At 39.9% G+C, this 14,391-nt stretch carries 14 protein-coding genes; 13 read left to right on the top strand and 1 reads right to left on the bottom strand.

Features of this window, described 5'->3' with window-relative positions; genetic code table 11:
• The first annotated feature begins 5 nt into the window (after positions 1-5).
• From ABD009_RS13690 to ABD009_RS13675, 4 genes are all read left to right on the top strand, one after another.
• Positions 6-875 carry a TraB/GumN family protein gene (locus ABD009_RS13690; protein WP_343826339.1) on the top strand — a complete coding sequence of 290 codons (870 nt, stop codon included), beginning with the start codon at positions 6-8 and terminating at the stop codon, positions 873-875.
• Positions 876-1,006: 131 nt separating this feature from the next.
• Positions 1,007-1,939 (top strand): branched-chain amino acid transaminase, encoded by a 933-nt coding sequence (locus ABD009_RS13685; protein WP_343826337.1) that lies wholly within the window; start codon positions 1,007-1,009, stop codon positions 1,937-1,939.
• Between the two features lie 117 nt (positions 1,940-2,056).
• Complete coding sequence (locus ABD009_RS13680) at positions 2,057-3,250, top strand: hypothetical protein (RefSeq protein WP_343826335.1); 1,194 nt, start codon at positions 2,057-2,059, stop codon at positions 3,248-3,250.
• Between the two features lie 11 nt (positions 3,251-3,261).
• Complete coding sequence (locus ABD009_RS13675) at positions 3,262-3,684, top strand: phosphate ABC transporter substrate-binding protein (RefSeq protein WP_343826333.1); 423 nt, start codon at positions 3,262-3,264, stop codon at positions 3,682-3,684.
• A 90-nt stretch (positions 3,685-3,774) separates the two neighbouring features.
• On the opposite strand, the gene ABD009_RS13670 is transcribed toward ABD009_RS13675, so the two are convergent.
• Positions 3,775-3,954 carry a hypothetical protein gene (locus ABD009_RS13670; protein WP_343826331.1) on the bottom strand — a complete coding sequence of 60 codons (180 nt, stop codon included), beginning with the start codon at positions 3,952-3,954 and terminating at the stop codon, positions 3,775-3,777.
• Between the two features lie 62 nt (positions 3,955-4,016).
• On the opposite strand from ABD009_RS13670, the gene ABD009_RS13665 reads away from it, so the two are divergent.
• From ABD009_RS13665 to ABD009_RS13625, 9 genes are all read left to right on the top strand, one after another.
• The gene (locus tag ABD009_RS13665) at positions 4,017-4,577 is read left to right on the top strand and encodes an RNA polymerase sigma factor (protein WP_343826329.1); all 561 of its coding nucleotides are present in this window, start codon (positions 4,017-4,019) and stop codon (positions 4,575-4,577) included.
• Complete coding sequence (locus ABD009_RS13660) at positions 4,567-5,280, top strand: hypothetical protein (protein ID WP_343826327.1); 714 nt, start codon at positions 4,567-4,569, stop codon at positions 5,278-5,280. The genes ABD009_RS13665 and ABD009_RS13660 overlap by 11 nt, the downstream gene beginning before the upstream one ends.
• 12 nt (positions 5,281-5,292) lie before the next feature.
• The gene (locus tag ABD009_RS13655) at positions 5,293-6,327 is read left to right on the top strand and encodes a hypothetical protein (RefSeq protein WP_343826325.1); all 1,035 of its coding nucleotides are present in this window, start codon (positions 5,293-5,295) and stop codon (positions 6,325-6,327) included.
• A 114-nt stretch (positions 6,328-6,441) separates the two neighbouring features.
• Positions 6,442-7,818: an oxygen-independent coproporphyrinogen III oxidase gene (hemN, locus tag ABD009_RS13650; protein WP_343826323.1), complete on the top strand. Its 1,377-nt coding sequence runs from the start codon at positions 6,442-6,444 to the stop codon at positions 7,816-7,818.
• A 263-nt stretch (positions 7,819-8,081) separates the two neighbouring features.
• Positions 8,082-9,527, top strand: a complete 1,446-nt coding sequence (locus ABD009_RS13645) for a DNA recombination protein RmuC (RefSeq protein WP_196492533.1) — start codon at positions 8,082-8,084, stop codon at positions 9,525-9,527.
• A gap of 1 nt (position 9,528) precedes the next feature.
• On the top strand, positions 9,529-10,761 hold the full coding sequence (locus tag ABD009_RS13640) for a threonine/serine exporter family protein (protein ID WP_343826320.1): 1,233 nt from the start codon (positions 9,529-9,531) through the stop codon (positions 10,759-10,761).
• 339 nt (positions 10,762-11,100) lie between these two features.
• Positions 11,101-12,177, top strand: coding sequence for a cytochrome c oxidase subunit II (gene coxB, locus ABD009_RS13635; RefSeq protein ID WP_486374858.1), 1,077 nt, complete (start codon positions 11,101-11,103; stop codon positions 12,175-12,177).
• Between the two features lie 10 nt (positions 12,178-12,187).
• A complete protein-coding gene (ctaD, locus tag ABD009_RS13630; protein ID WP_343826317.1) occupies positions 12,188-13,783 on the top strand; it encodes a cytochrome c oxidase subunit I in 1,596 nt (531 codons plus the stop codon).
• 18 nt (positions 13,784-13,801) lie between these two features.
• A complete protein-coding gene (locus ABD009_RS13625) occupies positions 13,802-14,380 on the top strand; it encodes a cytochrome c oxidase assembly protein (protein WP_343826315.1) in 579 nt (192 codons plus the stop codon).
• Positions 14,381-14,391 lie beyond the last annotated feature (11 nt).

Below are 14,391 nucleotides of genomic sequence, written 5' to 3'. Positions count from 1 at the left end.
TATTAATGAATAAAATAGCTTTAGTATTAGCGTTCACATTATTTTCTATTAACACAAGTGCTGAACCAACTTGGCAAGGTACTGGCGAATATAAAGATGATTACTTGGTTGGCACCATTCATGTTGGTGACGAACGATTAAAAGAATTGTCAGAGCAATTAAAAAAGCGCATTGAAGCGGTAGATGTTGTTGCTGTTGAAGTGGATTTAGCGAACGTGTCGGCATTGCAACAACAGCAAATAGTGATGGAACTTGCTATGTTGCCAAGAGGAACCACGGTTACACAGTTAATATCACCGGTTGTCGCCACTAAAGTTAATCGTTACTTACAGCAGTTTGGTGGTGAGATTTTCCAGTACGAACAGTTTAAGCCTTGGATGCTAGCCGTCATGATGGTTCAAATGTCTTATCAAAAAATGGGCTTGGTTGCTGAGCATGGTATCGATCAGCAAATTATTGAACATGCAAAAAAGCACAATAAAACCATACTTGAACTAGAAACCTTTGAGCAGCAACTGAATATATTTAATCGCCTATTTGATAATAATGATTCTATAGATTACAACGATATGTTGTTAGATACCCTTGAAGAGTTAAATACCATGTCAGATATGCCTCAAGTAATGTTAGAGGCATGGATTAACAGCGATATATCGGCGTTTGAAAAGATTTACGATACTACGTTAAAGCAAACTGATTATGACAAAGCATTAGAAAACGTATTACTTATTGAGCGAAATGTCGCGTGGCAGAAAAAGCTCAACCCTCTTTTAAAAGAAAAGTCAGTGATGGTCGCTACTGGCACGTTACATTATATTGGGCCGACAGGCTTGCCAGCATTGCTAGATGGGGACTTCCAACTCCTTAAAAAATAAAAGATATAACCAAGGTGGTAAAAAATGCTGACAACAGAGCCGTTATTTTTTGCCACCATTTTTCTTCAAACAGTGCTATTCCCAATTTGATAAGGCAGAATTGCGCCAAATAAAAATTGGAGGAAAAATCCATGGCATTACCATCATCAGCAGAAACTATTTGGTTTAACGGTAAACTCATTCCTTTTGCAGACGCAAAAGTTCACGTATTAAGTCACGCAATTCACTATGGCTCGTCAGTATTTGAAGGTGTTCGCGCCTATAATACGCCGGACAAAGGCACTTGTATTTTCCGTCTTGACGATCACACTCGTCGTTTATTCGATTCAGCAAAAATCTATCGCATGACCATTCCTTTTACACATGAAGAAATGAATCAAGCACAAAAAGACGTTGTTGTTAAAAATGGCTTTAAATCAGCATACCTAAGACCTGCAGCCTTTTATGGCGAAATTGGTTTAGGTTTAGCCGTACCATTTAATACTGAAGCAGATGTTTTAGTAGCAGCAATGGAATGGGGCGCATACTTAGGTGAAGAAGCCTTAGAAAAAGGCGTAGATGCTGGTGTTTCAAGCTGGAATCGCTTAGCTGCTAACACTATGCCTACAGGCGCTAAAGCCGGTGGTAACTATTTGTCATCGCAGCTAATTTCAATGGAAGCGCGTCGTCACGGTTACGGTGAAGGTATCGCCCTTGATGTAAACGGCATGGTATCTGAAGGTGCAGGTGAAAACTTATTTGTTATTCGCAACAATATTGTAACCACAACACCGGTAACAGCGGCAATTTTACCAGGTATTACTCGCGATACTATTATGACGTTATTGCGCGATATGGGTTATGAAGTTCGTGAACAAAATATTCCTCGTGAAGCACTGTATTTAGCTGACGAAATATTAATGTGTGGTACTGCTGCTGAAGTTACTCCAGTTCGCAGTGTTGATGGCATTAATGTTGGCGAAGGCAAACGTGGCCCAATCACTAAACAAGTTCAAGATGCATTCTTTGGCTTGTTTAACGGCACAACAGAAGATAAATGGGGTTGGTTAACGCCAGTCAAATAAAACCATCTACTTTTTGATAAGAAAACCGCATATTTTTGCGGTTTTTTTTTGCTTTGAAATTCAGGTTTTTGAATCTTGTCTATACTCCATAAAGGTTTTTAGATTATTGGAGAACGCATGAAAAAAGCAGGTGGAGCACTTTTAATTTTACTAGGCTTATCAGCAACACAGGTTGAAGCAAACGATAAAATTAGAATCTCGGGCTTTGGCAGTATTGTTGGCGGTATTGTTATTGACGGTGACGGGTATTGGGCGAGGTTACCTGAAGGTGCAGGACAGTATAGTAATGGTATTGAGCTGCAAAGCGAGTCCAAAGTAGCCGTTCAGACAAGGTATGTAGCTACAGATAAGTTAAGTGTTACGGGTCAAGTTTTGGTGAGAGGGGTAAATGACTTTGAGCCTAATTTAGAGTGGTTATATGCAACTTACGATATTACTCCCGACACTAGCATTAAAGCCGGGCAAATGAGATTGCCGGTTTATCATTTTTCTGACTATATGGATGTTGGATTGACCTACCCTTGGCTTCGAGTTCCTTCCGATGCATATTCACTAGCGCTTACTAATTATCAGGGTATAAGTATTGATATGAACTTTGACTTTGATGAAGTGACTTCGCATTTAAAACTGTATACGGGTAAAAAAAATACAGATCCAAATAAGCTAATTACGCTAATCGATCAGTATAAGGGTGAACAGCTTTATGATGACAATGGTAACTTCAGAGGTTTAAGAGGAATTCGCACAACAAAAGACTATAAAGACATGATGGGCGTTGTTTTAGATTCAAATTATGATGCTCTGACGCTTCGTTTGTCATACTTGCAGGGTGAAGAAAAGTTCACGTCGTATTCCGAAGGGCAATATCCATCTAATCCTGCATTTGGTGGAGAGTGGTTGGATACAGAATTCCTAGATATATCGTTTCAATACGATCAAGACGAAGTGTTGGCCATGATTGAATGGAATAACTACGATAATATTTATACTTCTTGGTTTGTTTCATTCGCATATCGTTTAGATGAACATTGGACTCCTTACATCTTTTATTCACAGTTTGAAGGTGATTTCAGGTTTATAGCACCAGGCGGAGTTAGTGCTGGTTTTGAAGATGCTGAAACCGGCAGCTTAGATGATGATTACAACTCTATAGGTATTGGCGCTAGGTACAACTTGACACCTTATTCGGCGTTGAAGTTTGAATTACTTCAGTTTAACGATGATGGTGATGCTGCAGTCTATATCGATGAAAACCAAGACGGAAATACCGATAGCACGGCATTTTTTGTTTCCTTAGACTTTATGTTTTAGAAAGGGGGCCAATGATGAAATTTAACAAATTAACAATTATTACATTGGTTCTGCTTTTAACATCGTTAAGTTCTATTGCCGGCAATGTTGTTGTCGTAAATGCGGGCAACAGCAGCAAAGTATCTATTAGCGACATCAAAAAATTATATCTTGGTAAAAAAGGTGCATTTAGCAACGGAAATAGAGCTGAATTAACCACCCTTATTGCAGGTAGCAATATACGAGAGAGTTTTAATAGTGAAGTACTCAATAAGTCGGAACCTCAATATGCCGCGTATTGGGCGAAAATGGCGTTTACCGGACGGGCTGTACCTCCAGTGGAATATAATAATTCAGAACAAGTAAAAGCGTTTGTTGGCAGTACTCCTAATGCAATAGGAATCATTGATGACTCGTTAGTGGATAGTACGGTGAAAGTCGTTTTAAATTTTTAACGTGAATTTAATAACGTTTTTTTAAAGCCAGCCTCGAGCTGGCTTTTTTATGCGGTCATATTGTAATCAACCTAGTAGCCGACAATCTTTCTAGAGTACGCAACAGTTTATATCTTTAGTTACTTTCATTCCTCGCTCCAATTCAAATAGCTTGTTTTGTAAAAAATCAAAATCAAAATCAAAATCAAAATCAAAATCAAAATCAAAATCAAAATCAAAATCAAAATCAAAATCAAAAAGAAAAGATAAAAAAGTTAAACTTTTTTGCATCGTGCCGCGACTATAGATACAAAGATAACGGTTATACCTAAAAATAATAAATAAGGACTGCTTTGTTTTTAAATCAAGATGACAAAACATTAATTGCAAAGGCGCTGAATGGCAGTCAGTCGGCCTGGTGCAAGTTAGTTAAACGTCATGAAAAGGTGCTTTATGGTTATACGTTAAGAATGACGAATAACCAGGCAGATGCTTTAGATTTAATGCAAGAGACATTTGTTTCTGTTTGCCGAAATCTTGCTGACTTTAAACAGCAAAGCAGCTTTAAGACATGGCTACTTTCCATGGCCTATTACAAGTGTATGGATTTTTATAGGCGTAAAAGAATAGTAATCCATGACGGTGAAGAACCTGATGATATTGAAAGTGATGGCTCTACTGATTGCCCAGCTATAAGTTTGGAGCAGTTGCAGGATAGCGAAGGATTAAGGGTGTTATTAAGTACTTTAAGTTTTGAACAAAAACTAATCGTGGAATTAAAAATATTTCAGCAACTGACATTTGAACAAATCGCCCACCAAATGGGGCTGTCGAGCAACACAGTAAAATCTAAATTTTACGCAAGTTTGGCAAAGTTAAAACAACTACTAAAAGGCAGCGACTATGCAGCATGATAAAAAAAGCCAAGCATTAGAAGCATTATTCGTAGCTTGGTCAAATGGCGAAACCTTAACTCCACTGGAGTTTGAGCGTTTGAATAGCTCTGCGGAATACAAAGAAAAAATAGAGTTAATAAATGCGCTATCAGCGAGTGGAAGAGCGTTTGATGAATCTATAGAAGTGCCTTCATGGGACCGAGCTTCTACCTTTTCAGGTCACAATTCTGAAGATTCACGTAAAGGTGTTTTTAGCTGGTGGCCACAAGGTATGTCTGCTTTTGCCATGTCCGTATCTCTGGTTATTTGCACCATGTTTGTATTTGACCTAAAGCTACAGTGGAAAGAAGGGAGCGTTAAGCTTTTAACCGCTTCGGAGCAAAAGCAACAGTGGCAACAAGAGCAAACACAAAAGCTTCAACAACAAATGAATACTTTAATAAACGAGAACAGAGCACAGCTAACATTGGCCATTAAGCAACTAGAGGCAAATCAAACGGAAAGTACCGTTTCGCTGGCAAATTATCTTATTGAAAGTGGTCGTACGGAAAGACAAGAAGACCTTGAACACGTCGTTTCTATAATCCAAAAACAAAGAGCGGAAGACCTTATGTTTTTCCAATCAGAGATAGATGAATTGCAATATAAACTAAAAGTAGCGTCACTTAGACGAGGCAACGCAATGACTCGTGATGAGCAAGTGGCTGGTGCAGAAGAATAACTGGAGAGTAATATGAAAAAAGTAATTAAACAAAAGTTGTTACCTATTGTTGCAGCGTTATCCACACTGATGATAGCCGCAAGTGCCAATGCTAAAGGTGAGCTGTCTGACCAGCACTTGGACAATGTTAAACGTGATATCAAGATGATGTCGACGATATTGAAAACGTCATTGTCAGATAAACTAGGTAAAAATGCTGGGAGTGTTTCGGCTAGCTACTTAGCTCATCAAGGCATGTTGTTTGAAATTAATGCGAGCCGTAGGTTTTCGGCTCCAAACGTTTTTGTTAGTCACGACGGTACCGTGTTTTCGTCAGATAGTGATTCGTCATTTATCCCACCGCCACCACCTAAGCCGGGTACGCCAGCTAAACCAGGCGTTGAAAGAGAGCTAGAGGAGTTGGTTGAAATTCGAATGGAGACGGAAAATACCGAACACTATTTTGAATTAAGTCATCATGACATTGAAGACTTAGAGTTTGAAATCCATAAAGCAACGACAATTGCAGAATCGTTTGGCGGTAAAAATATTGAGGCGCAACGAGAAATGCGAGCGGCAAAAAATGAGCTACGAAAAAAACAGCGAGAGTTGTCTAAACAAGCGAGCAAGTTAGAGCGAAAAGCTCGACAGGTTGAGCGAGAAATTAGAGACGCTGAACTGGTTAGTGACATTAATAATGGTGGATCCGACAAACAAGTCATGAAACTAGAAGCAGAGATGCAAGAGTTACAAAAGCAACTAAAAACCGTGAATAGTAAAATGGTTAAGCATCAAGAAACGGTAAGAAAGGCGGCGGAAAAAGTCAAAGCGGAAGTCATTAAAAAGCAGCAGGAGTTAGCTAAAAAGTATGCATTTGCTATTAGTGAAGTGGTTTGTGATTTTGGCTCGGGACTTAGAAGTCTTAAAGACGATAAGTACATGACGTTTTATGTAAATGATGCCTCAAAGCTTTACTACGTATTTAAACAAAAGGACATTGAAAGCTGCAACAAAGGCAAAATCAATTACCGAAGCCTATTAGATAAAGCGGTTAAGTACTCAATTTAATAAAAACGGACTTGAATTGAGCTATATCAAGTCCCAGATCATAAACAACCTATAAACTTCTCTTATTGTGTTGGCCACCTTATTTTAAGGTGGCACTTTTTTTGAGAGAAAGTTATGAATAATCAATTGCACTGGCTACAAAAATACAACGTAAACGGTCCTCGATACACGTCTTACCCAACTGCACTTGAGTTCAATCAGAAAATTGCCGATAACTTTCAAAGAGCCGCAGCAATGGCCTCTGAGAATAAGACGCTGTCACTCTACTTTCATGTCCCATTTTGTCATCAACTTTGCTTTTATTGTGGGTGCAATAAAATAGTCTCTAGGCATCAAGAAAAATCCGTTAAATATGTTGAAACTATGTTGCAGGAGCTAAAACGCCGCGGCGAAGCCTTAAAACATAAGCCTATTAACCAGATTCATTTTGGTGGTGGTACACCAAACTTTTTGCGTCCTGAGCAATTTGTTGAAATTTTCACGGCAATTCAGCAAGACTTCGATATAGCAGAAAATGCGGAAATTAGTGTTGAATTAGATGTTCGCCATGTTGATGAAAAGTTACTCACAACACTCAAAGCCTGCGGCGTTAATCGACTTAGCTTTGGCATACAAGATACCAATCCTGAGGTTCAGATAGCTATTAACCGAGTTCAATCAAATGAGCTTGTTGGTAGTGTATTGCGTTGGGTGAGAGAGATTGGGTTTGATTCTGTTAATTTTGATTTGATTTATGGACTACCTCACCAAAATAAAGAAGTGTTTGAGCAAACATTAAAAGATGTGCTGATGTTTGATCCAGACCGCATTTCATTATTCAGTTACGCACATTTACCTGCGCGATTTTCATCACAAAGAAAAATAAAAGATGAATGGTTGCCTTCTGCCCAAACGAAACTTGAGTTGATGTTATTTGCCAATGATATGTTGTGCGGTAAAGGGCAAGGCGAGGGTGGATATGAAGCAATTGGTTTTGACCATTTTGCAAAGCCTACAGATAATTTAGTAACGGCACAGAATAACAATCAATTGCATCGTAACTTTCAAGGTTACACGATCCTAGAAGACTCAGACTTGTTAGCTATTGGCGCGTCGTCAATCAGCCATATTGGCAATGTTTATATGCAAAACCCGAAAAAAATATCAGACTATTATGACGCTTATTCTATAGGAGAGCACTTGCCTGAACTTGCCGGACGAATTTTAACTCATGACGACTTAATTCGAGCTAATGTTATTCAGTCTCTTATGTGCAATTTCAAAATTCAATTTAAAGAAATTGAGAGTCAGTGGGGAATTGAGGCTAGTCGTTATTTTAAATCAGAGCTACAAAGTCTCAAAACATTTGAGCAAGACGGCATGCTCGAAACATCAAAAGAATCATTGTCTATTCGTCGTGAAGCTCGTTTATTTGTTCGCAATATTTGCATGACGTTTGATACCTATTTAGCGAGTCAGTTGAATAAGCGACGGTACTCTCAAGTTGTTTAACTTTTAGTCTGCATTTTTGTTCTAAAATCCTAGACCGGAAATATAAAAACTAATTGGCACAAAGTCCGGTTTGGTCATTCCAATTTATGGCTTGTATAGGCACAATGTCACTCTTGTTAGTTTGGAATAGAAGTCTTTGATTCGTGGAAAATTTTCATCTCCAGTTTGGCCAATCCGATTTTATAATTGCCTTATTATTAATTGCTTTAATAGTGATTATAAGGTTGTATTTTCGTGCCAAAAATAGCCTTCAAAGCGCGGCGTTGCAGCTGCAAGAAACAAATCAAACCTTACATCAACATACTCTTAAAGTTGAAGAACTGACCCAAGCACTTGAAGCTAGTGAACAGCGAACCTTAAACTTTCAAACCCAAGCACAACTTTCACATCAAAAAGTAGCAGCGTTAACGGCTGAAATTGAAGGCTTAGAAACTCGAATTGACGAGCGTAACTTATCTATTGATGAACTTAAAGATCACAACATTGCGATGCAACATCAGCTGCAAGGCAAACAGCAAGAGCTGATGTCATTAACGTCGGAGTTAACGGAAATCAAAACTAGTTTTGTTGAAAAACAAAAGAATTTTGAGCAACAACAGGCGCAAGTTGAGCAACAACGTGAACAGTTAAAACTAGAGTTTTCTCATTTAGCGAACAAAATTTTAGATGAAAAAAGTCAGTCTTTTAGTCAATCTAATAAAACCGAACTCGATGCAATCTTAAGACCCTTTAAAGAGCAAGTTGAAGGCTTTCAAAAGCGGGTGAACGAAGTGCATAGTGAGTCAGTCAAAGGGCAGGCAACGGTAAGCTCTGAGCTGAAAAAAGTGCTGGATATTGGTTTACAAATGACTAATGAAGCCAACAATTTAGCAACGGCGCTTAAAGGTGATAAAAAGACCACCGGTAATTGGGGTGAAATTCAACTAGAACGAACACTGCAGTTAGCTGGGCTAATGAAAGGCGATCATTACGATACGCAAGAGAACAGAGTTGATGAGGAAGGTAACCGAAGGCTTCCTGACTTTGTTATTAAACTGCCAGACAATAAACACATTATTATTGATAGCAAAGTATCTTTAGTGGCTTATGATAAAGCGATAGCTGCCGAATCAGATGCAGAGGTTAATTCCGCCTTAGATGAGCACTGCAATGCCATTAAAAATCATATTAATGATTTGTTTAAAAAGGACTATTCAAACTTGATTGGCTTGCGAAGTCCTAGTTTTGTATTAATGTTTATGCCTATTGAGCCAGCTTATATTGAAGCTATGAAACACAAAAAAGACTTGTTCAATTACGGTTACGAAAAAAATGTTATCTTGGTGTCACACACAACTCTAATGCCAATATTAAAAACAGTATCTAACTTATGGCGTATTGAGCAAGGTAATACTGAAGCTAAAGAAATTAGCTTAAGAGCAGGCGAAATATACAATCAAGTTTGTGTTGTAGCTGAGCGTTTACAAAAGCTGGGCAAGTCACTAAATACAGTAAGCAACCAATATAATGAAACCGTAAAGGGACTCGCGGGTAAACAAGGTTTGGCTGGTAAAGTTGAGCGGTTTAATCAGTTATCTAACAAGGTAACCAAAACGATGCCACAAATTGAGCCTAATCATTCAGACTTTGAGCATGAGCGACTAGAATTAGTAGCGGAGCCAATGGCGGACAATACGCCGTTAAATACCAGCGAAGAAAAAGGCGAGTAAGATGCAAGACCAGCAAGAGGCATTTAAGCAGAAACGAAAATTTATCGTTCGCTTGGGAAAAATGCTCCATAAATATGGCACACCCGCTTATCGATTAGAAGCGCACTTAATGACGCTTGCTGATGCGATAGGTCTTCGTTCATCTTTCATAATATCGCCTACATCAATGACCTTTGTATTGTGGACGGAAGGGCATGAAGATGAATATACACATGCTGCAAGGGTTGATCCTGGCGACTTAGACATGGGCTCTTTATCACGTACCGATGATGTTGTTGATTTAGTGTTAGGTGGTGAACTTAGCGTAGAAGAAGCACAAGAGCGCCTTGATGAAATTGAATTTATGCCAAATCCTTATGGCCGTTTAGCTACTGGTTTTTCATTTGGCATGTCTGGTAGCGCATTTGCGATGCTGATGAATACAAGCTGGAACACGTCATTGTGGGCTGGTTTATTAGGTATCGTTGTTTATCTGTTTATTTTATGGTCAGAGCGTTCTAAAGGCATAGCCAATATGTTGGAGCCATTAGTGGCAATGATGTCGGCTATGGGGGCTTGTGCAATCGCAGCCTATGTAGACCCTGGAATTAACATCCATTTAGCTATTTTGTCATCCATTATCGTTTTAATACCTGGTTTAGCGTTAACGATTGGCTTGCAAGAATTGTCTGCGCGCCACTTAGTATCAGGCACGGCCAAAATAATGGACGCTGTGATGATGCTGTTTAAATTGTACTTTGGAGCATTTGTTGGCGTTGAGCTTGGACAGGAAATGTTTGGCAAAGTTGAGTTTGTAGCTCAAGAATTGTTGCCGTGGTGGACGGCTTGGTTGGCGATATTTATTCTAGGCTGGGCGCTTATTATTGCTTTCAGAACTAGGCGTCGACATATGGTTTGGTCATTACTGATTGGTTTTGTTGCTTACGGCACAAGTCACTACGGTTCAATACACTACGATGTTGGTATTGGCGCCTTTATTGGTGCCTTTATGGTTGGCATATACGGGAATCTATTTACACGTTTAGCTAATGCACCAGCTGTAATTGTTACTATGCAAGGTTTGATTGTCTTAGTACCAGGCAGTAAAACCTTTATTAGCTTAAATTCATATATTGCGGGCGAAGGTTTTGCTTCAGCAGAAACCGCAGGACAACAATCTCTAATAATACTTATGTCATTGGTAGCAGGACTTATTTTTGCTAACTCTGCGCTCCCTCCTAAGAAAAGTTTATAACCTTTTAAACCGTCAATTGATTAATTATTGTTCAATTGGCGGTCATTCACCGATTAAAATTTGCACTCCTTGGTTAAAAGATATACGTTAATTTTGTTGAATAAAAATTAAACTAAATCAACGTCAAACTGCATGAAGCAGTTTTGGACTATAAAAATAATAATTTAAAAGCATACGGGGAGCACTGTCTAAGGCCGCACATTGGTTGTGCGTTGGGTCTTGGCTGGTACTGAGGTGGGTTGTACAGAATCCCTTACTGTTTTTCATTATGGAGGATTCTGTGTGACTGCTAAGCAATTAAGTTGGTTAGTCCCAACTGCCGTATTTGCTAATTCCGCAATGGCCGATGACATGCGTCTTAACCTTACTAAAGGGGTGACAGACATAAGTTCAAGTGTTTATGACTTGCACATGATCATTTTCTACATCTGTTGTGTGATAGCTATATTAGTTTTTGGAGTGATGTTCTATTCAATGCTCCATCATCGTAAATCAAAAGGCGTAACGCCGGCTAATTTCCATGAAAGCACCAAAGTTGAAATAATTTGGACCGCGGTTCCCTTCATTATTCTTATCGGTATGGCATTTCCAGCCACAAAAACCCTGATAGAAATGGAAGACACCAGTGATGCGGACCTCACCGTTCAAGTGACGGGTTCACAATGGAAGTGGCATTATAAATACTTTGATCATGACTTAGAGTATTACAGCCTCCTTGCTACCGCCCCCCAACAAATTGCGAACGAACGCGAAAAATCCGAAAATTATCTATTAGAAGTGGATCGCCCTTTGGTGATCCCTGTGGGTAAAAAGGTGCGCTTCTTAATTACCTCAGATGATGTAATTCATTCGTGGTGGGTACCAGAGTTTGCCGTTAAGAAAGACGCAAACCCGGGCTTTATAAATGAGTCTTGGACCCGTGTAAACGAACCAGGTATTTATCGAGGTCAATGTGCTGAACTATGTGGTAAAGATCATGGCTTTATGCCAATCGTGGTTATTGCCAAAGAGCAGGGTGACTTTGATGCGTGGATGAAACAAGAAGTTGAAATGGCACGTATCGCTAAAGAAGAAGAGCAAAAACTACTTGCCATGAACATGTCTTATGATGAGTTAATGAAAGTGGGTGAAAAGGCATACATAGCTAATTGTGCTGCTTGCCACCAAGTTTCAGGTGAAGGTATTCCTGGTGTATTCCCTGCGTTAAAAGGCAGCAAAATTGCCATTGAAGATCTTGGCGCTCATATTGATATTGTTGTTAATGGTAAACCGGGTACTGCAATGCAAGGTTACGGCAAGCAACTTGGCTTAAAAGACCTCGCAGCAATTGTAACTTACGAGCGTAATGCTTGGGGTAACAATACCGGTGACGCAGTGCAAGCTGCTCAAATTAACGCTTACTTAACAAGTCAATAGGAGGCATGTCATGAGTTCTATAGAAAATAGTGCAACCGATCATCACGACGATCATGAACACCATGGTGCCCCTAAAGGCATTATGCGTTGGATACTAACAACAAACCACAAAGACATTGGTAGCCTTTACCTGTTGTTTTCACTACTAATGTTTTTTATTGGTGGCGCAATGGCTATGGTTATCAGAGCTGAGCTCTTTCAACCAGGCTTACAAATAGTAGAACCAAACTTCTTTAACCAAATGACCACGGTTCATGGTTTGATTATGGTTTTTGGTGCGGTAATGCCAGCCTTTGTTGGTTTGGCAAACTGGATGGTTCCAATGATGATTGGCGCGCCAGACATGGCGTTACCAAGAATGAATAACTGGAGCTTTTGGATTTTACCGTTCGCGTTCCTTATCCTTTTAATGTCATTGTTTATGGAAGGCGGTGGTCCTGCGTTTGGCTGGACGTTCTACGCTCCTTTATCAACAACCTACAGTGGCGACAGCACAGCGTTTTTTGTGTTCTCTGTTCACATTATGGGTATCTCATCCATCATGGGCGCCATTAACGTCATCGTGACCATTTTTAACCTTCGAGCACCCGGCATGACATTCATGAAAATGCCGCTGTTTGTTTGGACCTGGCTAATAACGGCCTTCCTGTTGATAGCGGTTATGCCGGTATTGGCTGGTGCGGTAACTATGGTATTGACGGATAAATATTTCGCTACGTCATTCTTTAGTGCAGCCGGTGGTGGCGATCCCGTCCTGTTCCAGCATATATTCTGGTTCTTCGGGCACCCTGAAGTTTACATCATGATTTTGCCAGCCTTCGGCATTATCTCTCAAATCGTTCCTACATTTAGCCGCAAACGTTTGTTTGGTTATTCTTCAATGGTTTATGCAACGGCCTCAATAGCGATTCTATCGTTTATGGTTTGGGCGCATCACATGTTCACGACGGGTATGCCATTAGCTGGTGAGTTATTCTTTATGTACTTCACCATGTTGATATCGGTCCCTACCGGCGTAAAAGTCTTTAACTGGGTAGCTACAATGTGGCGAGGTGCATTGACCTTTGAAGTACCAATGATGTTCTCCATTGCCTTTATTGTGCTATTTACCATAGGTGGATTATCCGGCCTTATGCTGGCAATCACCCCGGCAGATTTCCAGTACCACGACACCTACTTTGTGGTTGCTCATTTCCATTATGTGCTGGTAACGGGTGCCATCTTCTCCATTATGGCGGGTGCTTATTATTGGTTACCTAAGTGGACAGGGCATATGTTTGACGAAGGTCTGGCTAAGTTACATTTCTGGTTATCGCTAGTATCAGTGAACGTTTTATTCTTCCCTATGCACTTTGTTGGGCTTGCTGGTATGCCTCGTCGTATTCCAGATTACGCGACTCAATTTGCAGACTTTAACGCCATTATAAGTATTGGTGGTTTTGCATTTGGTTTATCTCAGTTGTTATTTGTAGCTGTGGTTTATAAGTGTATTAAAGGCGGGGAAAAGGCGACGGATCAAGTATGGGAAGGCGCAGAAGGCCTAGAGTGGGAAGTACCATCTCCGGCTCCTTATCATACGTTTGAAACGCCACCGACCATTAAGTAACGGTCAAAAGAGGTTTTTATGAGTGCTCAACAAAATACTAAACCCGATCACGTAAAGCTGATCAAGAAGTTGGTTTTTACCGTGGTATTTATGTTTGGTTTCGGTTTTGCGCTCGTGCCTCTTTACGATGTCTTTTGCGACATCACGGGGTTAAATGGGAAAACAAGTAATTCGGTGGCGTCACAATCACAAGCCGTAGATGTTGATAGGTTAGTTACCGTTGAGTTTATCGCCCATACCCAAGGTCGTTTGCCTTGGACTTTTGAACCAGAAATTAAGCGTATAAAAGTCCATCCAGGTGAACATCATGAAGTTAATTTTTTAGTTTCGAATCAATCAGCAGGTGACATGGTCGTGCAGGCAATTCCTTCGGTTAGCCCGGGGTTAGCTGCAACTTATTTTAATAAAGTTGAGTGTTTTTGCTTTAACCATCAACCGTTGGAAAAGGGCGAACTAGCCAAACTAGGCTTGCAGTTTTATATAGACCCAGAATTACCAGCGGAATACGGCACCGTTACATTGTCTTACACCTTGTTTGATATTAGTGACAAGATTGAAGCATCTGCTTTTGCAGAGCTTTTTGCTGATTCAGAATAATAATGCTCATA

Origin of the sequence: Psychrosphaera haliotis (assembly GCF_039523615.1) — a bacterium.
GTDB classification, from domain to species: domain Bacteria; phylum Pseudomonadota; class Gammaproteobacteria; order Enterobacterales; family Alteromonadaceae; genus Psychrosphaera; species Psychrosphaera haliotis.
Note: the sequence above shows the minus strand (reverse complement) of the source record. Positions and strands in the feature narration are given on the sequence as shown.

Coding starts and splice junctions, on each gene's coding strand:
- ABD009_RS13670 (WP_343826331.1), bottom strand. CDS start 3,954: ATGCAAAAAAGTTTAACTTTTTTATCTTTTCTTTTTGATTTTGATTTT.
- ABD009_RS13675 (WP_343826333.1), top strand. CDS start 3,262: ATGATGAAATTTAACAAATTAACAATTATTACATTGGTTCTGCTTTTA.
- ABD009_RS13655 (WP_343826325.1), top strand. CDS start 5,293: ATGAAAAAAGTAATTAAACAAAAGTTGTTACCTATTGTTGCAGCGTTA.
- ABD009_RS13660 (WP_343826327.1), top strand. CDS start 4,567: ATGCAGCATGATAAAAAAAGCCAAGCATTAGAAGCATTATTCGTAGCT.
- ABD009_RS13680 (WP_343826335.1), top strand. CDS start 2,057: ATGAAAAAAGCAGGTGGAGCACTTTTAATTTTACTAGGCTTATCAGCA.
- hemN (WP_343826323.1), top strand. CDS start 6,442: ATGAATAATCAATTGCACTGGCTACAAAAATACAACGTAAACGGTCCT.
- ABD009_RS13640 (WP_343826320.1), top strand. CDS start 9,529: ATGCAAGACCAGCAAGAGGCATTTAAGCAGAAACGAAAATTTATCGTT.
- ABD009_RS13690 (WP_343826339.1), top strand. CDS start 6: ATGAATAAAATAGCTTTAGTATTAGCGTTCACATTATTTTCTATTAAC.
- coxB (WP_486374858.1), top strand. CDS start 11,101: ATGGCCGATGACATGCGTCTTAACCTTACTAAAGGGGTGACAGACATA.
- ABD009_RS13625 (WP_343826315.1), top strand. CDS start 13,802: ATGAGTGCTCAACAAAATACTAAACCCGATCACGTAAAGCTGATCAAG.
- ABD009_RS13685 (WP_343826337.1), top strand. CDS start 1,007: ATGGCATTACCATCATCAGCAGAAACTATTTGGTTTAACGGTAAACTC.
- ctaD (WP_343826317.1), top strand. CDS start 12,188: ATGAGTTCTATAGAAAATAGTGCAACCGATCATCACGACGATCATGAA.